Here is an 18,209-nt window from a genome sequence, read left to right on the forward strand (position 1 = left end):
TTCCCTAGAGCTGCAATCCGTTCTTGATCGTGCTGCGCGCGACCAGCATGCGGTGGATTTCGGAAGTGCCGTCGTAGATGCGGGTGACGCGGGCGTCGCGATACATGCGTTCCAGCGGCAGCTCCTTGCTGAAACCCATGCCACCGAACACCTGGATGGCGCGGTCGACGACGCGGCCTTGCATCTCGGAGGCCGCGACCTTGATCATCGAGACCTTGTCGCGCGCATCCCGCCCCTGATCGATGTCCCAGGCGGCGTTCATTACCATCATCTTGACGCCGAAGATTTCGGTGGCGGAATCGGCGATCAGCTTTTGCACCATCTGGAAATCGCCGATGGCCTGGCCGAACTGGCGCCGCTCGCCCGCATGCTTGCGCGTCATCTCGAGCGCGCGCTGCGCCATGCCGACGGCACGTGCGCCGATATGGGCGAGGCGGATCTGGAGCACACTCTGCATGATCAGCTTGAAGCCGGCACCGACCTCGCCGAGCACGGCCGCTTTCGGGATGCGGCAGTCTTCGAACGACAGCTCCGCATGGCCGTAGCCGCGATGGCCCATCATCGGCTGGTTGCGCGCGACCTTGAAGCCGGGCGTGCCGCGATCGACCAGGAACAGCGTGATGCCGCCACGCGCGCGCTTCTCCTTGTCGGTCAGCGCCATCACGATCACATAGTCGGCAATGTCGCCGTCGCTGATGAAATGCTTGGTGCCGTTCAGCACCCACGCACTTCCGTCGAGATGAGCCGTGGTGCTGATCGCCGCTGCGTCGGACCCGGCACCCGGCTCGGTGATCGCCATGGCGCAGATCTTGTCGCCTTTGACCGTCGGCAGCAGATAGCAATCGACCTGCTCGCCCTTGCAGGCCATCAACATCGGATAGACCTGGCCGAACACACGGCGGATCAACGCATCGGAGGTTTTGCCGAATTCCTCCTCGACGAGACAATGCTCCACGCAGGACAGGCCGCCACCACCGACATCGGCCGGCATGTTCATCGCGTAGAGGCCGAGCTTCTGCGCTTTAGCCTTGGTGAGCGCCAGCGCGTCGGCCGGCACTGTCGCCGTCCGCTCCACCTCGTCTTCGAGCGGCTGCACTTCCATTTCGACGAAGCGGCGGACGGTATCGACCAGGAGGCGGGTGTCCTCGGGTAGCGAAAAATCGATCATCGCGCCACTCCCACAGCTCTGCCTGCGACCATCGTGTCGATCTCGGCGGCACCGTAACCGATCTCGCCGAGCACCTCGCGCGTCTGCGCGCCGAGCCGCTGCGGCACCAGCCGCACCTCGGGCGTCTGGCCGTCATAACGCGCGGGATGCGCGACCATCCGGATCGGCACGCCCGCGGCACTCTCGGCAGACTTGAACACACCGAGATGTTTGAGCTGGGGATCGGTCTCAAGGTCGCGATAGTCCTGCACTGGCGCGTGCCATATCCGCGCCGCTTCAAGCACAGGCAGCCATTCCTCCGTCGGTTTCTGCTTCAGCCGCGCCGTGACAATTCCGGTGATTTCTTCCCGTTTCGAAAAGCTGTCGGCGTCGCCGAACTGCTGCAACGCATCGCTGCCGAGCGCCACCGCGAGTGCTTTGGGCGACGCCATGGAGATCGCGAGATGGCCGTCGGCCGTCGCATGAATGCCGTAAGGCCCGGGGCTGAACCACGCAGCGATGCCGGCCGGCCCGCGCGGCGTCGGCGACGGCGCACCGTTGAGCCAAGCTGTCAGCGGCTCGACCTGAAGGTCGAGAGCGGCCTGATAGAGGTTGACCTCGACGAGTTGCCCCTTCCCGGTCTTGGTCCTCGCGAACAGCGCCGCTAGAATGCTCATGGCGTAGAGCGAGGCTGCATGCTGATCGACGATCACCGCGCCCACTGCCGTCGGCTCGCCGTCGGCACGCCCAGTCCGCATCGCAAGACCGGACATCGCCTGAAGCAGGAGATCCTGGCCCGGGCGATCCTTGTATGGCCCTTCGGAGCCGAAGCCCGTCGCTACCGCGTAGATCAGGGCCGGGTTGATGACCTTGAGGACATCATAGCCGAGCCCGAGCTTCGCCATGGTGCCCGGACGGAAATTCTCCATCACGACATCTGAGGTCGCCACCAGCTTCTTCACCGCGGCGATGCCATCGGGATGCTTGAGATCGACGGCAAGGCTGCGCTTGTTGCGCCCGGTCGCCAGATGGTTGACGCTGTCGCCCGCGACGAAATGATTGGCGACCGCCCAGTTGCGCTGAAACGCCCCCTCTATCGGCTCGACTGCGATGACGTCGGCGCCGAGATCAGCGAGCGTCTGCGCCGCCAGCGGCCCCGCGAGATAATGATTGAAGCTGAGGATTTTGACGCCGTCGAGCAGGTTCATTCGTTCACACCCAATTTAAGCAGCCGCGATTGGCGCGCCGCGCCACGCTAGATCGAACGTCTTGACCAGGGCGCGGGCGGTTGCGTCCTGTGCAGCCGGCAACGGCAGACGCGGCGGGCGCGGATGGCCGACCGCAAAGCCCATGTGACCGAGCAACGCCTTGCTGCCGGCGACATAGGCCTGGCCGCCGACGAATTCGATCACCGGCAGGTATTTCAGATAGAGTTCGCGCGCCTGCTTGATCGCGCCCTCATCGGCAACGAGGCTGAAGATCCGGGCCATCTCCGACGGCACCACATTGGAGGCGACCGCCACCCAGCCCTGCGCGCCTTCGACGAAGGATTCGAAGCCGAGGATGCCGCCGAACACAGCCATCCTGTCGCCGCAGAGCCGAATGATGTCGCGCACGCGCGTCACCTCCAGCGTCGACTCCTTGATGTAAAGACAGTTGTCGATCTCGGCGAGGCGCGCCACGAGCGGCGGCTTGAGATCGACATTGGCGGTCGCCGGATTGTTGTAGACCATGATTGGCAGCGAGATCGCGTCCGCAACCGTCTTGTAATGGTGGACTAGTTCGTCGTCGGTCGGGGTCGAATAGAACGGCGGAATGATCATGACGCCGTCGGCGCCCAGTTTTTCGGCACGGCGGCTGAGGCGAACTGCTTCGCGCGTGTCCTCTGCGCCGGTGCCGATCAGCACGGGCACGCGCCCTGCGGCCTGACTGATGACGACTTCGGCAACCAGCGCCTTCTCGTCATCGTCCAGCGACAGGAATTCACCGGTCGAACCGAGCGGGATCAGCCCGTGAATTCCTTCGGCGATCTGCCAGTCAACGAAGGCGCGCAGCGCCGCGACATCGACATCACCGGACGGCGTGAACGGAGTGATCATGACGGTGTAGGTGCCGCGGAACGTCTTCATCAGAGAACTGCCGGGTGATCGGGTGGATTCAGGGCGCGGCGACCTCCTACGGAATATCCGCAGTATTTATGCAATCGATTGCGTATCTGGCTCTGCATTGAGCAACATCATCCATTTTTTGGGCTTGATCCGGGCGAAATTAGCCCATAGCGTTCCTGCAATCGTTTGCAGTCTATCGGCAGGTTTGATGAGCGTCACGCTCAAAGATGTGGCACAGGCGGCTCGCGTTTCGGTCAGCACCGCGTCCCGCGCGCTGACCGGAACCGGACTGACCAGTGAGCGCACGCAGCAACGCCTGACGCGCATCGCGCGCCAGCTCGGCTATCGACCGAACCCGATCGCGCGGGGCCTGAAGACTGGGCAGTCGCGGCTCGTCGCGCTTCTTGTCCACAATCTCACCAACGCCTCGTTCCAGGTGATGGCGGAAGTGGTGCAGGCGCGGCTAAAGGCGCTGGGCTACCAGATGCTGTTGTGCATCGGCGGTGACGATCCTGAGCAGGAGAGCGACACCCTTACCACACTGGTCGACCACCGCATTGACGGGCTGATCGTGGTGCCCACGGGCAAGAACGGCGCACAGCTCAAGGCATTGGCGAAAGACGTCCCGATCGTGTGCCTGGTGCGTCGCGATGACGCGACCGACCTCGAGACCGTGCTCGCCGACGATCCGCAAGGCGCCTATCTCGGCACGCGCCATCTGATCGAGCTCGGGCACAGACGCATCGGGCTGATCGTCGGCCGCCAGGACACTACGTCGGGCCGCGAGCGGTTGTCCGGCTATGTCCGCGCGCTGCGCGAAGCCGGCATCCCTGTCGACGACACATTGATTCTTGCCGGCCATTTCGTCCCAGAGACTGGTGCGACGTGCTGCCGCACGCTGCTCGACCTCCCTCGCCCGCCGAGCGCGATCTTCGTCGCCAATCACGAGGCAACGCTCGGCGCGCTGCGCGTCATCGCGGAGCGGAACATCGCCATCCCTGACGACCTTTCGCTGCTCTGCTACGAGGACATGCCGTGGTTCGAATGGCACCGCCCGGCCATTAGCATCGTTGACAACGGCGCACGCGATCTCGCCAATCTGGCCGTTGACCGGCTGCTGCAGCGCATGGATGCGAAGGGCAGCGGCAATGACGGCGTTCGCGAATATCGCGTCGGCGCCCGCCTCATAAAGCGCGACTCTTGCCGCCAGATCAACGCCGCGCCCCCGGCGAGATCCGGCAAGCCCAGATCGTCCCCGTCCAGATCGTCTGCGTCCAAATTGTCTGCCTCCAAGTCCGCGAAGGTCTGATCGATGCCCTATGTCGAAGTGCTCGCCCCGCAAGTGCCGCCGCAGCGCAAGGCCGTGCTGGCGAGGGCGGTGACCGACGGCCTGATGTCGGCATTCAGCGTCGGTGCGGACACGATCACGCTCTACTTCCTCCCGATCGCCGCCGACGACTACGCCCATGCCGGTGTGATGGGGGTTCAAGGCGCCGGCCAACGCATCCTGCTCAAGGTCCACGCGTTCCGTCGCAGCGAGGCTGAGCGCCGCGCCGCCGCCATCGCCCTGACCCGCGGCGTGTGCAGCGCCTATGGCGTCCCCGGTGACGACGTCGCGGTCTACTTCCTCGATCGCGACAAGAGCGAAGTCTCCCACGACGCCAAGCTCGCCAGCGACTGACGGGAGCCACACGCCATGGATCGCTTCTACAGCCAAGACCAAAAAGCCCTGCGCGAGACAGCCCGTAGTTTCGCGGAAGCGGAGATCCTGCCGCGCGCAGCCAAGATCGACCGCGAGGATCGTTTCGACCGTGCGCTTTACAAGGGCATGGCCGATCTTGGCCTGTTCGGCATTTGCCTGCGCGAAGGCGCGGGCGGCGCCGGGCTCGATGCTGTGGCGGCCTGCATCGCAATGGAAGAGCTTGCGCGCTGCTCCGGCGCGGTCGCCAACGCCTTCGCCATTCCCGTCGAGGCAGTTCTCTTCTTCGACCATCACGGCACTGACGCGCACAAGGAATTGATCCCAAGAATCCTGAGCGGCGACGTCATTCCCGCCACCGCCGTCTCCGAGCCCGACCACGGCTCTGACGTCGCGGGCATCCGGACCAATGCAGTGCGCAACGGCAATGGCTGGCGGCTGAATGGCACCAAGGCATGGGTGACCCTCGGCGGCGTCGCCGACCGCATCATAGTGTTCGCCCGCACCGGCGCTGATGCAGGCCATCGCGCCATCTCCTGCCTGCTGGTTGACGGTGTCCTACCCGGCATCGCGCGCGGCAAGAACGAGGAGCTTCTCGGCATGCATGGCCTTGAAGACTGTCAGATCACGTTCTCCGACGTGAGCCTGCCGGCCGACAGCCTGATGGGGCCGGAGAACCAGGCGTTCAAGATGGCCATGAGCAACTTCAACTTCAGCCGGCTGATGATGGCCTCGATGGCGCTCGGCATGGCTCAGGCTGCGTTCGAGGACGCCACCGCCTACGCTCGTGACCGCAAACAGTTCGGCCAGGCGATCATCGGCTTCCAAGCGATCCAATTCATGCTCGCCGACATGTCGACCGACATCGCCGCCGCGCGCCTTCTGATCCATCACGCCGCGCGCCTCCATGATGCCGGCGAGCCGATCGCGAAAGAGGCGGCGCAGGCCAAGCTGTTCACGACCGACATGGCGATGAAGCACGTCTCCAATGCGCTCCAGATCCACGGCGGCAACGGCTATTCGCGCGAATACCGCATCGAGCGCATCTTCCGCGATGTGCGCCTCGCCCAGATCTACGAAGGTACCAACCAGATCCAGCGGCTCATCATCGCCCGCCAGGTTGAGAAGGAGGCCCCGTGATGCGGTGCGCGCAGTCATGCTAAGCGTCATCACCGCGGTACAAGCCGCAGCCCTGATCCGCGATGCCGACACGCTGATTGTCGGCGGCAACGGCGGCACCGGTGCCGCAGAAGCGATCCTCGACGCGCTGGAGCGACGCTTCCTCAGCGGCCTCGGCCCGCACGGGCTGACATTGATCAACATCACCGGCGTCGGCGCGGTCACCGAGAAAGGCCTGTGCCATCTCGCCCATGAAGGCCTGGTCGCGCGCGTGATCGGCGGCAATTTCGGCCTCCAGGTGCCGTTCATGCGCCTGGTCCGCGACGAGTTGATCGACGCCTACAATTTTCCGCAAGGCGTGATGAGCCAGCTCTGCCGCGCCATGGCCGCGAAACATCCGGGCGTGCTCACCCACGTCGGCCTCGACACCTACATGGATCCGCGCCAGGATGGCGGCCGCATGAACGCGCGCACCACGGCGCCGCTGGTCGATCTGCTCGAGCTGCACGACCAGTCGTGGCTGCTCTACCGCGTCCCAGCACCGCCGGACGTCGCCATCATCCGCGGCACCTCCGCCGACGAGGACGGCTATGTCAGCATGGAACACGAAGGCACGACGCGCGAGGATCTCTCGATCGCGCAGGCCGTGCACAATGCCGGCGGCACGGTGATCTGCCAGGTAAAGCGGATTGTGAAGCGCGGCTCGATCCATCCGCAGATGGTCAAGATCCCCGGCTTCCTGATCGACCACGTCGTGCTCGAGCCCGAGCAGATGCAGACCTACGGTACCACCTATGATCCTGCGCGCTGCGGCGAGACGCGCGTGCCGGTGGCGATGATCACGCCCGATCCGCTGACCGAGCGGCGGGTTGTCGCCCGCCGCGCCGTCTTCGAGCTGCGCCCGCGCGACGTCGTCAATCTCGGCGTCGGCATCTCCGCGATGATCCCGAATGTCGCGGCCGAGGAAGGCATCTCGGACCTGATCACGCTGACGGTGGAATCCGGCGTGGTCGGCGGCGTACCGGGCCATGCCCGCGAATTCGGCACCGCGATCAATCCGCGCGTCATTCTCGACCAGGCCTATCAGTTCGATTTCTACGACGGTGGCGGGCTGTCCTGCGCCTTCCTCTCCTTTGCGGAGGTGGACGAGACCGGCAATGTCAACGTCACCCGGTTCGGCGAGCGCCGCGACGGCTCCGGCGGCTTCATCGACATCACGCAGAATGCCAAGCGGCTGATCTTCAGCGGCACCATGACCGGCGGCAAGTTCGACATCGGCGTCGAGAACGACCGCCTCGCGATCCGGCGCGATGGCGCCTTCCGCAAATTCGTACCCGAGGTTGGCCAGATCAGCTTCAGCGCGTCGCTCGCGACGCAACGTGGCCAGCACGTCAGCTACGTCACCGAGCGCGCCGTGTTCGAGCTCGAGAACGGCAGCGTGATCCTGACCGAGATTGCGCCGGGCGCTCGCCTGGAGGAGGACATCCTCGCCCATATGGGCTTCAAGCCGCGCATCAGCCCGCAACTAAAGGACATGGACCCGCGCATCTTCCGGCCCGGGCCGATGGGAATCGCACAGAGCTTCATGGCGCTGCCGGCACGGCCGCGCAAGGTCGTCTGAGGGACACACATGGACGCCAGCGCCTCGATCAATCTCCGCTATGAGGACATCGCGCTCGGCGCGGAGTTCGAGACCGCCGCGCATACCGTAACCGAGGCTGACATCGCAACTTTCGCCGATGTCACCCGAGACCACCATCCACTCCATATCGACGCCGCCTATGCGAAGTCGCGCGGCTTTCCCGCGGTGATCGGACACGGGCTGTTCGGGCTGTCGCTGATGGAGGGGCTGAAGTCGGAGCTGAAGCTGTACGAGGAGACCTCGGTGGCCTCGCTCGGTTGGGACGAAGTAAAGTTCAAGGGCCCCATCGTCGCCGGCGACCGTTTGCGCGTGCGCTTCCGTTTTGTCGAGAAGCGGCCGACCAGGGATCCCGCGCGGGGCATCGTCATCGAGACACTCGACCTCCTCAACCAGCGCGACGAAATGGTGACGGCTGCGCGTCACATCTCGCTGATCCTGACCCGGCAAGCCGACACGACGGCGGCCACGTAACAAGACAATGAAGAAGACGTCGGACCGGAGAACGGCTCCTCTGCCACCCACGATTTGATTGGAGTATTCAGATGCGATTTCCCAAGACCTTCTCCGCCCTCGGCCTGGTGGTCGGCCTGTCCCAGGCGGCCGCTGCCCAGACCTGCACACCAAATGTGCCAGCATCGAGTTTGATCGAGGCGCCGAAATGGCAGATGTCGATCAACCCGACGCTGCCGCCGCAGCAATTCGTCGACGATAAGGGCGAGTTGCAGGGACTCAATGTCGAGCTCGCCAGAGAGATCGCCAAGCGCATCTGCGTCGAACCGGTGTTTTTGCGCATGGATTTCCCGCCGATGATCCCGGCGCTCCGCTCCGGCCGCTTCGACACCATCAACACCGGCCTGTTCTGGACCGAGGAGCGCTCAAAAATGCTCTATCTCGTGCCTTACGCGCAGCAGGCGATCAGCATCTACACCGATCCCACCTCCAGCCTGAAGCTGGAGAAGTTCGAGGATCTCGCCGGTCGCGTGGTGGGCGTCGAATCGGCGACCTACACCGAGCGCAAGGCGCGCGAGTTCAACACCGAGATGGTCACGAAGGGCCTCAAGCCGATCGAGCTCCGCACCTTTACCACCGTCACCGCGACCTCTGCGGCTTTGCGCGCCGGCCAACTCGAGGCCGCGCTCAACATCAACGAAACTGCCAACTCGCTCGAGCAGAAGGGGATCGCAAAAATCTGGGTCCGCGACATCGCCGGCACCGACATCACCTTCGCCTTCCGCGACAAGCTGCTCGCGCAAGCTTTCGCCGACGCGCTGACAGCGACGCGCGCCGACGGCACCTATGACAAGCTGTTCGACAAGTTCGGCATGACCAAGCTTAAGGCCGCAACCTTCGCCATCCGCGGCGATGGTCCGAGCAACTGACGCCCCTTCGCCGCGGCGAGCGGCCTTAGCCTGTTGTTCCGCCGCAATTCCGGCTCATGCAATACTCAAGATCGTGCAGAAGCAGCCTTCATCCTCGCCCTCAGCGACACTTTCCACATGCTCGAAGTGGCGCTGATCGTCGCGCTGCTGGCGGCTCTCCTGCCCAACAAGCCTGATCGCCTCGACGCCGGTGGCGCACAATAGAGAAGCCTGCAATCAGGAGAGAAGCAGTGAGCCCTAGCCGGCGGACGCAACCTGCTGGTTAGCGACATCCACTCCGCTTGCGCCTACCTCCGCTCGCTGCTTCCCATTGCCTTTGATCAAGCGCGCTGCCTTGGCGGCTTGGATGCCCGATCAATCGAGCCGGACGAGAGAATACCTTCCTTAGAAGGACTAGCTTCGGGGAGCGGAGTCGATAGGCCATTGCTTGTGACCAAAACTAAGCCGCGAGCTGAGATCAGACACCCCACCGCAGAACTGCGGTCTGCACCGGGGCATCCCATAATTTCGTCGACTTGCTATCGAGCACAGATACGGTGATCGAGACACCGGCCATGTCGAGGGATGTGACGTAGGAACCGGTCAGGAAGCGCGCCACTGCCACCCCCGCGCTGTCAAGAATCCGCTTTGCGGCATTGACCATCAGATAGAGTTCGATCAGAGGCGTCGCGCCAAACCCGTTGACGAGAAGCAGCACTTCACTCCCCTTGCCGGGCGCAAGATCCTTCAGGATCGCATCGAGCAGATCGGCGGCAATCGCATCGGCGGACGCCAGCGGCACCCTGCGCCGGCCGGGCTCGCCATGAATGCCGACGCCCATTTCCATTTCATTGTCGGCCAATGCGAAATTTGGCCGCCCTGCCGCCGGCACGGTGCATGGCAACAGCGCCACTCCCATCGAGCGCGTGCGCCGGTTGACCTCTTCGCCGAGCGCCGTGAGAGCGGCAAGCGGCATTCCGGTCTCGGCCGCAGCGCCGACCATTTTTTCTACGATCAATGTCCCCGCGACGCCGCGACGACCGGTCGTATAGGTCGATTTCTCCACCGCCACGTCGTCGTTAGTCACCACGCTCGCAACTTCCCGCCCGGCCATCTCGGCTGCCATGGTGAAATTCATCACGTCACCTTCGTAGTTCTTGACGATGAAGAGCACGCCTGCGCCCGTGTCGACGGCCTCCGCGGCCTCGATCATCTGGTCTGGCGTCGGCGAGGTGAAGACTTGACCGGGGCAAGCGGCATCGAGCATGCCGAGGCCGACAAAGCCCGCATGCAGCGGCTCATGTCCCGAGCCGCCGCCCGAAATCAGCGCGACCTTGCCTGGCTTCAACGTGCGGCGCCTGACGAATTTGCGCTCGGCACCAAGAAGCAGGATATCCGCATGGGCTGCCGCGAAACCGTCCAGACTTTCTTCGAGTATCGTATCGGTGCTGTTGATCAGCTTTTTCATGAACGTCCTCCCGTCTCGTCTAAAGTTCAAATCAATGGCTCAACCCACACTTTCGGCATAGCGCGCGAGTTGCGCGGCGAAATCCACGATCAGCTGTTCGAGCGCGCGGTTCTTCTTGTCATCGCCGAGGTCGGGTACGGTCACCGAGACGGTGCGGGTGTGCGCTTCGCGGTGGGGTGCACGCAGCCGGCCGGGATGCGCGCGTCCATAGGCTTGGAGGAATGCCGCGCGCTCGGCGCCGGACAGATGGCAGACTTCGAAGATGATCGCGACATGCTTCGCCGGAATCGGCACCAGATACGCCGGATTGGTGATCTGGGTCACGAAGGAGCGATTCTTGCCCAGCGCCGCCGCCAGCTTCAGCCGCGTCCCCGAGGGCCGATTGTCGAGCACCCGTCGCAGGATGGCCTTGTAATCCGCCACATTGCTGTCACCAGGCGCGCGGGTATCCTCGCCTGCTTCGTCCGTCATGAACGCACCTTTGCGATTGCGGCCTTGAGCCGTGCGACGGCAATCGGCGACACCGAGAGAATTGTCAACCCAGTGGCGATCAGTGCCGTCGTCAGGCGGGTATCGGCCGCGGCGTCACCGCAGAGCGAGACCTCCACGCCACGCTTTCGTCCGGCCTCGACGGTCTGGGAGATCAGCGCCAGCACCGCCGGATTGCCGGTATCGTTGAGGTCCGCGACGGCACCGATGTCGCGCGCTGCCGCCATCGTGTACTGGGTCAGGTCGTTCGAGCCGATGGAATAGAACGCCGCGCCGAAAGCCTCGGCGCGGAGCGCCGCCGCCGGGACCTCGACCATGATGCCGAGCGGCGGTCGGGCGCAGGCGATCCCTTCCGCCCTGAGCGCCGTGAACTCCGCATCCAGCAGGGCACTCGCACGGTCGAGTTCCGAAGGAACCGCGATCATCGGCAGCATCACTTTCAGCGCCCCGTGCACGGCCGCACGGCACAGTGCCCGCAGTTGCACCCGAAACACTTCCGGCCTCGCGAGCGAGAGACGGATGCCGCGCAGGCCGAGGAACGGATTGCGCTCGTTATCGATCGTCAAGCCGGCGATCGGCTTGTCGCCGCCGGCATCGAGGGTGCGGATCGTCACCGGCCTTCCCTCGGCCCAGTCGAGAATGCGCCGATAGACTGCATATTGCGCATCCTCGTCCGGCAGGCCTTGGGACGCCTCGAACAGAAATTCCGTACGCACAAGGCCGATGCCGTCGCAGATTGCAGGATCGAGGCCAGCAAGGTCTTCGGGCGCGGCGATATTGAGAAGGACCGCGATCCGCCGGCCGTCTGCCGTGCGTGCCGACTCGAGGCGGCCGGCATCGGCGGCGGCTTGCGCGGCATTCGCAACCGCCATGCGGTGCTCGAACACGCGGCGCGTTTCCGGCTCGGGATCGAAGATCACGGTGCCGGCATCGCCGTCGACGAGCGCCAACGCCGGTGGCTGTCCGTTCCACGACAGTGGGCCGAGCCCAACGACCATGGGCGCCCCGCGCGCCCGCGCCAACATCGCAACATGCGAGGAAGGTGAGCCCGCAGCCAGCGCGATGGCGCCGCCGCGCGACCAGTCAGCGGCAAGAAAAGCGGAAGGCGTGATGTCGTCAGCCGCCACGATCGAGCCACCGGTAATCCTGGCGACCGTATCCACGCCGCTCAGATGCGCGAGCACGCGGTCGCGGATGTCGACGATATCGGCCGCCCGGGCACGGAAATATTCATCTTTAGCAGCGCGATAGCCAGCTATTTCCACGTCGAGTGCCAAGCGCCAGGCGTGGTCGGCAGCGATCCCCTCCGAGATAACCCCATATGCCGGATCCGCCAGCGCATCATCATCAAGCATGGCGACTTGGAATTCCAGAATGTCGGCCACCTCGCCCTGAATCGTCTTGATCTGCTCGGCGATCTCCGCCCTCGCGCCTTCAATCGCCGCCCGCAGTGCCGCCGCCTCCTGCGCGGGATCGTCGCTCGCCGTTCGCTTGGCCACAGCCGCAGTCAGCATGGTGACCGGTCCGATCGCGAGGCCCGGCGAGGCAGCACGGCCGATGAGATGGATCTCTGCCACCGCGATCAGGCCTCGCCGAAACCATCATGTACAAGCGCCAGTACGGCAGCGAGCGCTGCCTTGCTATCGGGCCCCGTAGCGCGGAAATGGAGCGTTGCGCCCTGCGGCGCTTTCACGCGCATCACCTTCACCGGGCTCTTTGCGTCCGTCCAGGGCCCGTCCGCCGCGAGGGCAAGCTCGATCTTCGCGCTAAAACCCTTCGCGCACTGCGTGAGCTTGACCGACGGCCGCGCGTGAAGTCCGACCTTGTTGACGAGAACCGCTGAGGCTGTCCGCGGCACCGGCGTTTCGCCCGGCCGGCTGGCGTGAGCATCATGCATAGAATTCCTCCGCGCTACGCTTGACGGCGGCAAGCGGCGAGCCACCCGAAGACTCGGTTGCAGCGATCACAGCTCCCTCGACCACCGGGGCATTGCAGACGACGACGCGCGCCCGTCGATCTTCAGGCAGCATTTCCACGGCCATCTCGGAGTTTGTCTCCGCCCCGCCAAGATCAACCAGCACCGCCACGCCTGCCGGCGACCAGGCCGTCTCGATCGCCTCGAGGATTCCGGCAACATTCGTGCCGAGCCCTCCATCGATGTCGCCGCCTGTCCAGGCGAGCGGCACGGCGCCGCCTACCATCTGGCGCACCATATCCGCCGCGCCTTCGGCGATCTTGGGCGAATGTGAAACGATAACGATCCCGACATTGCCGGAATTTGAACTGTTCATGAACTTGCCTCGAATTCCAGTACCTTGACTGCCGCGCCGATCAAAAGGGACGCCGAACGCGAACCAGGGTCCATATGACCGATAGAACGTTCGCCGAGAAAGGACGCACGGCCGCGGATCGCAAGCATGGGCGTGGTGCGATCGGCCGCTTGCGCCGCTTCCGCAGCTATCGCCTTGGCATCGCCGCCCCCCGCCAACACGACCTGCACCGGCACCAGCACATCCAGCAAGGTTTTCTGCCCCGCCTCCGAGCGCCCGCGCGCTTTGACGGCATCAATCGCCTTCGCCGTCGCGGCGACGAGATCCGCTCGAAGCGACTGCTCCGGAAGCGCCTTACCTAGTTCCATGAAGAAAGTGCCAACCAGCGGCCCGGAAGCGCCGCCGACCTTCATGACCAACGTCATTCCGATCGCCTTCAGCATTTCCGGCAGCGACTTGTCAGCAAGGCCGGGCAGTGTCGCGAGCACGGCCTCGAAGCCGCGCTTCATGTTCAGCCCGTGATCGCCGTCGCCGATCGCCTGGTCGAGGCTGGTCAATTCGTCGGCGTGCTGGATCACCGATTCCGCTAGCGCCCGCACCAGCTTTTCCCTGGCAGCCCGATCGAGACTCATGCCGCTATCCTTCCGCCGGCCGCATCGAATAACAGCGGCTTGTTGAGCCGGAGCGATACGATGTCCCCCGCGCCCAACCTCGCCTCGGGGTCGGCCAACGTCACGACCGGCTGGCCGCCGAGGTCGAGGTGGAGATGGCTCTGGTCGCCGAGATGTTCGACCCGCGTGACGGTTGCCGACACGTCTCCGCCGCTGCGTGCGATCATCAGGTGCTCGGTACGCGCGCCGATGGTCTTGGCGCCGGCCGGAATGCCGGCAAATAGAGCCGCCGGCAGCAGGTTGATCATCGGCTGGCCAAGCCGCGCGGCGACATGGGCGTTGATCGGATTCTCGTAAATCTCGCGCGGCGTACCGATTTGCATCAGCCGGCCGGCCTCGATTACGCCGATGCGCGAAGCCATGGTCATCGCTTCCGTCTGATCATGGGTGACATAGAGGACGGTGGCGCCGAGATCGGTCTGGATGCGCTTGAGTTCGAGGCGCATTTCGCCGCGCAGCTTGGCGTCCAGCGAGGAGAGTGGCTCGTCCATCAGATAGATCGACGGCGAGCGCACCAAGGCCCGGCCGATCGCGACGCGCTGCATCTGCCCGCCCGACAACTGCGTCGCCTTGTTGTGCAGCTTGGTTTCAATGTGGAGAAGACGCGCGACCTCCTGCACCTTCGCGCGAATCTCGGCCTCGGGTACGCGGCGGATCGGCGCACGTAACGCAAAGGCCATGTTCTCGAACACGCTAAGATGCGGATACAAGGAATATTGCTGGAAGACGAAGGCGACGTCGCGATCGGCCGGCGCATCGCCGGTCACATCACGTCCACCGATCCGGATCGAACCGCCGTCTGGCGTCTCCAGTCCGGCGACAAGTCGCAGCGCCGTCGTCTTGCCGGCACCCGTCGGCCCCAGCAACGCAACGAATTCGCCGTCTCCAACCGAGAGGGACAGGTCGACAACGGCGTGAGTCCGGCCGAACGCCTTGGAGACTGCCCTGATCTCGACTTCAGCCATGCGCACCTCCTTCATACAACGCAGTGCGGATGGCCCGGCCCGACGCCTTGTCGAAGACCGAGAGCGTATCGGGCCGGAAGTCGAGTCCGACACTTTCCCCAGTCCGAAAGTATATGCTGCTGGGCGAACGGGCCTTGAGTGCGCCGTAGCGCGTAGTAACGGTCACGATCTGCGTCGTGCCGAGATATTCCGACCCATAAACCTCGCCCCGCACCATGCCGCAATCGGTGAACCGCACATGCTCCGGCCGTACCCCGAGGACGAGATCGCTTTCCGCCAGCGCCTCGCGTGCAGCAGGAATTGCAACTTCGCGCTCGCCGAGCCAGACCGCCTGCGCGCCGGTTTGCAGGCTACCGTGGAACGGCAGGAAATTCATAGGTGGTGAGCCGATGAAGTCTGCGACAAAGAGCGAAGCAGGCCGGTCGTAGATGTCGCGCGGGCTCGCGACCTGCTCGACCATGCCATTATTCATCACCGCGATCATGTCGGCCATCGCCATGGCCTCGAGCTGGTCATGCGTGACATACACGGTCGTCGCGCCGAGCCGGTCATGCAGCGCGCGCAATTCATGGATCATCGCCTCGCGCATCTCGGTATCGAGCGCGCCGAGCGGCTCGTCCATCAGGAAGCATTTTGGCTTCCGGACTATGGCTCGCCCAAGTGCGACGCGCTGCCGGTCGCCGCCTGCCAGGCCCGACACCGACCGGTCGAGGAGATGGGAGATACGCAGAATACGCGCGGCCTCCACCACCCGCCGGTCGCGCTCAGCCGCTCCGACGCCCTCGCATTTCAGGGGAAAGCCGATATTTCGTCGGACATTCATGTGCGGATAGAGCGCAAATAGCTGGAATACGAAGGCGATATCGCGCGCCGAGGCGCGATTCATCGTAACATCCTCGCCGCCGAGCCAGATGGTGCCGGCCGTCGGCAATTCCAGCCCTGCGATCATGCGCAGGGTCGTCGTCTTGCCGCAGCCGGAAGGCCCGAGCAGGCAGAGGAACTGGCCGTCTTCCACCGTGAAGCTGGCGGCGTTGACCGCACGAAACGTCCCGAACGATTTGTCGAGCGCTTCGACCCTGATCTGTGCCATCGCGCCTTACTCCCTGACCTTCAAGACGATGGTGAACATCACCGTCCCGAACAGCGTGGTCGCGAACGACCAAGAATAGAGCGTGAGGAAAAATGGCTGCATCAGCATGACGACGCCCGCGGCGATGATCGTCGTCGCGATGGACTCCAGCGGACCGCGTCGCAGAATCCTGTCCGCGAGGCCGCGTCGGAGCGTGGACGTATTCACATCAAGATTCATTTGCGGACGGCCCCAAAGGTAATGCCACGCAGAAGATGCTTGCGGAGCAGCACCGTAAAGACAACGATCGGCACAAGAAAGATCGTCGTACCGGCGGCTACTGCGGGCCAATCCTGCCCCCCCTCGCCGATGATGACCGGAATGAAGGGCGGCGCCGTCTGCGCGTTGCCGGAGGTCAGAAGCACAGCAAAGGCGTATTCGTTCCACGCAAAAATCAAGCAGAAGATGGCCGTCGCTGCGATTCCTGTCGTCGCCTGCGGCAGCACTACTTTCACGAATGCCTGAAACCGCGTGTAGCCGTCGATCATCGCCGCCTCCTCGTACTCCCGCGGGATTTCGTCGATGAATCCCTTGAGAAGCCAGACGGCGAGCGAGACGTTCACCGAGGTGTAGAGCAGGATCATCCCGAGTCGGGTATCCGACAGCCCAACGGTCCGGTACATCAGGTAGATCGGGATCGCGACCGCGATTGGCGGCATCATTCTGGTCGACAGAATGAAGAACAAGAGGTCATCTTTTAGCGGCACGCGGAACCGTGAAAAACCGTAGGCCGAGAGCGTATCGAGCGCGACCGCAAGCGCTGTCGAACCAAAGGCGATAATCAGCGAGTTGACGAAACGCGGTACGTAGTTCGACGGCCCGGCCACGACCATGTTGCGGCTGCGCGCGATGTTGTCACAAAGCCCCTGCGGCGGGCCCAAGGTCTGGATAAACTCCTGGGTCTGGCGCGAGCGCGTTGTAAAGACATTGCAATAGCCTTCAAGAGAAGGCTTGAAGAGGACCTTCGGCGGGTAGGAGATCGCATCGTCAGGCGACTTGAACGAGGTGAGTACGATCCATGCCAGCGGAACCATCGTTATGATGGCATAGAGTATGACGAGCAGGCCAGCGAAGCGGCGAGCGCCGGTCGATGGTTCGATGATGGAGTGGGCTGCGTTTGAGGCGCTCATCGGCTTTTCACCCGGTTCAGCGCCTTTACGTAGATGTTGGCGAGGCCGAATACGGTTACGAACAAAATAATGGCGAAGGCCGAGGAATAGCCGGTTCGCCAACTCTCAAAAGCTGCGCGCTTCAGCGTGATCGAAGCGACTTCCGTGGTCGAGCCCGGCCCTCCTCCGGTCAGAAGGTTGACCATGTCGAACATCTTGAAATTCTCGATACCCCGAAAGAGCACAGCCAGCATGATGAATGGTAGAGCCATCGGCAGCGTGATGGACCAAAACTGTCGCCAATTCGACGCGCGATCGACCTCCGCTGCCTCATAAATGTAATCCGGGATCGAACGCAGCCCGGCCAGGCAAATCAGCATCACGTAAGGCGTCCACATCCAGGCATCGACGATGACGATGGCCCACGGACTGAGGGTCACGTCTCCCAGCATCTGGAACGACGAGGCGTCGCGTCCCGTGAAGAAAGCGACCACATAATTGAACAATCCGATCTGCGGCTGATAGAGAAAGGTCCAGAAATTGCCGACGACAGCCGGCGAAAGCATCATCGGCAGCAGAATGATCGTGGTCCACATGCCATGGCCGCGGAATTTCTTGTCGATGAGGAGGGCAAGACCAAATCCGAGCACGGTCTCGATGAGCACCGTCCAGATCACGAAATGCGCCGTCACCTGCATCGCCGCCCAGATATCCGGATCGGTCAGGATCGACTGGTACCAGTCGGTGCCCAGCCATATCGTCGGCGCGTTCGCCCGATTGGCGCGGTAGTTGGTGAACGAGAGATAGATCGTCCACATCAGCGGGAAGATATTGATCGCCAGCAGCAGCACGATCGTCGGCGTGATGAAGAGCCAGGCGAGCGCCTGGTCCGACAGGCCCCGGATACGACGCGCCACGGCTGGCCGGACCGAGACGGCCCGATAGGTGATCTGCGACGAAGCACTCAAATCGTTCATGGCTTTGGTCGATCCTCGCGCAGGGACCATCAGCTATGCGACAGCTGCCGATATTGCC

General features: G+C 63.7%; 21 protein-coding genes. 7 read left to right on the forward strand and 14 right to left on the reverse strand.

Annotation, left to right across the window (positions count from 1 at the left end; all coding sequences use genetic code 11):
* Positions 1-4 precede the first annotated feature (4 nt).
* Genes IVA82_RS13225 through dapA form a run of 3 tightly spaced genes read right to left on the reverse strand, consistent with a single transcriptional unit; the run spans position 5 to position 3,279 of the window.
* Complete coding sequence (locus IVA82_RS13225) at positions 5-1,168, reverse strand: acyl-CoA dehydrogenase family protein (RefSeq protein ID WP_247388869.1); 1,164 nt, start codon at positions 1,166-1,168, stop codon at positions 5-7.
* Positions 1,165-2,355: a CoA transferase gene (locus tag IVA82_RS13230; protein ID WP_247388868.1), complete on the reverse strand. Its 1,191-nt coding sequence runs from the start codon at positions 2,353-2,355 to the stop codon at positions 1,165-1,167. The genes IVA82_RS13225 and IVA82_RS13230 overlap by 4 nt, the downstream gene beginning before the upstream one ends.
* 15 nt (positions 2,356-2,370) lie before the next feature.
* Entirely contained in the window at positions 2,371-3,279 is a 909-nt protein-coding gene (gene dapA / locus IVA82_RS13235; RefSeq protein WP_247388905.1) for a 4-hydroxy-tetrahydrodipicolinate synthase, read from the reverse strand.
* Between the two features lie 184 nt (positions 3,280-3,463).
* On the opposite strand from dapA, the gene IVA82_RS13240 reads away from it, so the two are divergent.
* From IVA82_RS13240 to IVA82_RS13270, 7 genes are all read left to right on the forward strand, one after another.
* Positions 3,464-4,564, forward strand: coding sequence for a LacI family DNA-binding transcriptional regulator (locus IVA82_RS13240; protein WP_247388867.1), 1,101 nt, complete (start codon positions 3,464-3,466; stop codon positions 4,562-4,564).
* 3 nt (positions 4,565-4,567) lie between these two features.
* A complete protein-coding gene (locus IVA82_RS13245) occupies positions 4,568-4,936 on the forward strand; it encodes a hypothetical protein (protein ID WP_247388866.1) in 369 nt (122 codons plus the stop codon).
* A 15-nt stretch (positions 4,937-4,951) separates the two neighbouring features.
* A complete protein-coding gene (locus tag IVA82_RS13250) occupies positions 4,952-6,094 on the forward strand; it encodes an acyl-CoA dehydrogenase family protein (RefSeq protein WP_247388865.1) in 1,143 nt (380 codons plus the stop codon).
* Between the two features lie 16 nt (positions 6,095-6,110).
* Entirely contained in the window at positions 6,111-7,694 is a 1,584-nt protein-coding gene (locus IVA82_RS13255; protein WP_247388864.1) for a malonate decarboxylase subunit alpha, read from the forward strand.
* A gap of 9 nt (positions 7,695-7,703) precedes the next feature.
* Complete coding sequence (locus IVA82_RS13260; RefSeq protein WP_247388863.1) at positions 7,704-8,186, forward strand: MaoC family dehydratase; 483 nt, start codon at positions 7,704-7,706, stop codon at positions 8,184-8,186.
* Between the two features lie 71 nt (positions 8,187-8,257).
* Positions 8,258-9,094, forward strand: a complete 837-nt coding sequence (locus IVA82_RS13265) for an ABC transporter substrate-binding protein (RefSeq protein ID WP_247388862.1) — start codon at positions 8,258-8,260, stop codon at positions 9,092-9,094.
* A gap of 33 nt (positions 9,095-9,127) precedes the next feature.
* Positions 9,128-9,298, forward strand: coding sequence for a hypothetical protein (locus IVA82_RS13270; RefSeq protein ID WP_247388861.1), 171 nt, complete (start codon positions 9,128-9,130; stop codon positions 9,296-9,298).
* 253 nt (positions 9,299-9,551) lie between these two features.
* On the opposite strand, the gene dhaK is transcribed toward IVA82_RS13270, so the two are convergent.
* From dhaK to IVA82_RS13325, 11 genes are read right to left on the reverse strand one after another with little or no spacing between them, the layout of a single operon-like run.
* Positions 9,552-10,541: a dihydroxyacetone kinase subunit DhaK gene (gene dhaK / locus IVA82_RS13275; protein WP_247388860.1), complete on the reverse strand. Its 990-nt coding sequence runs from the start codon at positions 10,539-10,541 to the stop codon at positions 9,552-9,554.
* Between the two features lie 39 nt (positions 10,542-10,580).
* Positions 10,581-11,012, reverse strand: a complete 432-nt coding sequence (locus IVA82_RS13280; RefSeq protein WP_148750856.1) for a hypothetical protein — start codon at positions 11,010-11,012, stop codon at positions 10,581-10,583.
* Positions 11,009-12,607, reverse strand: a complete 1,599-nt coding sequence (gene ptsP / locus IVA82_RS13285) for a phosphoenolpyruvate--protein phosphotransferase (protein ID WP_247388859.1) — start codon at positions 12,605-12,607, stop codon at positions 11,009-11,011. Before ptsP ends, IVA82_RS13280 begins: the two co-directional genes overlap by 4 nt.
* Before the next feature lie 5 nt (positions 12,608-12,612).
* The gene (locus IVA82_RS13290; RefSeq protein ID WP_247388858.1) at positions 12,613-12,927 is read right to left on the reverse strand and encodes an HPr family phosphocarrier protein; all 315 of its coding nucleotides are present in this window, start codon (positions 12,925-12,927) and stop codon (positions 12,613-12,615) included.
* Positions 12,920-13,321, reverse strand: a complete 402-nt coding sequence (gene dhaM / locus IVA82_RS13295; RefSeq protein WP_247388857.1) for a dihydroxyacetone kinase phosphoryl donor subunit DhaM — start codon at positions 13,319-13,321, stop codon at positions 12,920-12,922. Before dhaM ends, IVA82_RS13290 begins: the two co-directional genes overlap by 8 nt.
* Positions 13,318-13,932: a dihydroxyacetone kinase subunit DhaL gene (dhaL, locus tag IVA82_RS13300; RefSeq protein WP_247388856.1), complete on the reverse strand. Its 615-nt coding sequence runs from the start codon at positions 13,930-13,932 to the stop codon at positions 13,318-13,320. Before dhaL ends, dhaM begins: the two co-directional genes overlap by 4 nt.
* The gene (locus IVA82_RS13305) at positions 13,929-14,936 is read right to left on the reverse strand and encodes an ABC transporter ATP-binding protein (protein WP_247388855.1); all 1,008 of its coding nucleotides are present in this window, start codon (positions 14,934-14,936) and stop codon (positions 13,929-13,931) included. The genes dhaL and IVA82_RS13305 overlap by 4 nt, the downstream gene beginning before the upstream one ends.
* Positions 14,929-16,026, reverse strand: coding sequence for an ABC transporter ATP-binding protein (locus IVA82_RS13310; RefSeq protein WP_247388854.1), 1,098 nt, complete (start codon positions 16,024-16,026; stop codon positions 14,929-14,931). The genes IVA82_RS13305 and IVA82_RS13310 overlap by 8 nt, the downstream gene beginning before the upstream one ends.
* Before the next feature lie 6 nt (positions 16,027-16,032).
* Entirely contained in the window at positions 16,033-16,245 is a 213-nt protein-coding gene (locus IVA82_RS13315) for a hypothetical protein (protein WP_247388853.1), read from the reverse strand.
* The gene (locus tag IVA82_RS13320) at positions 16,242-17,195 is read right to left on the reverse strand and encodes a carbohydrate ABC transporter permease (RefSeq protein ID WP_247493322.1); all 954 of its coding nucleotides are present in this window, start codon (positions 17,193-17,195) and stop codon (positions 16,242-16,244) included. Before IVA82_RS13320 ends, IVA82_RS13315 begins: the two co-directional genes overlap by 4 nt.
* A complete protein-coding gene (locus IVA82_RS13325) occupies positions 17,192-18,151 on the reverse strand; it encodes a sugar ABC transporter permease (protein ID WP_247388852.1) in 960 nt (319 codons plus the stop codon). Before IVA82_RS13325 ends, IVA82_RS13320 begins: the two co-directional genes overlap by 4 nt.
* Positions 18,152-18,209: the final 58 nt, after the last annotated feature.

Source organism: Bradyrhizobium sp. 142, from assembly GCF_023074015.1.
Taxonomy (GTDB): domain Bacteria; phylum Pseudomonadota; class Alphaproteobacteria; order Rhizobiales; family Xanthobacteraceae; genus Bradyrhizobium.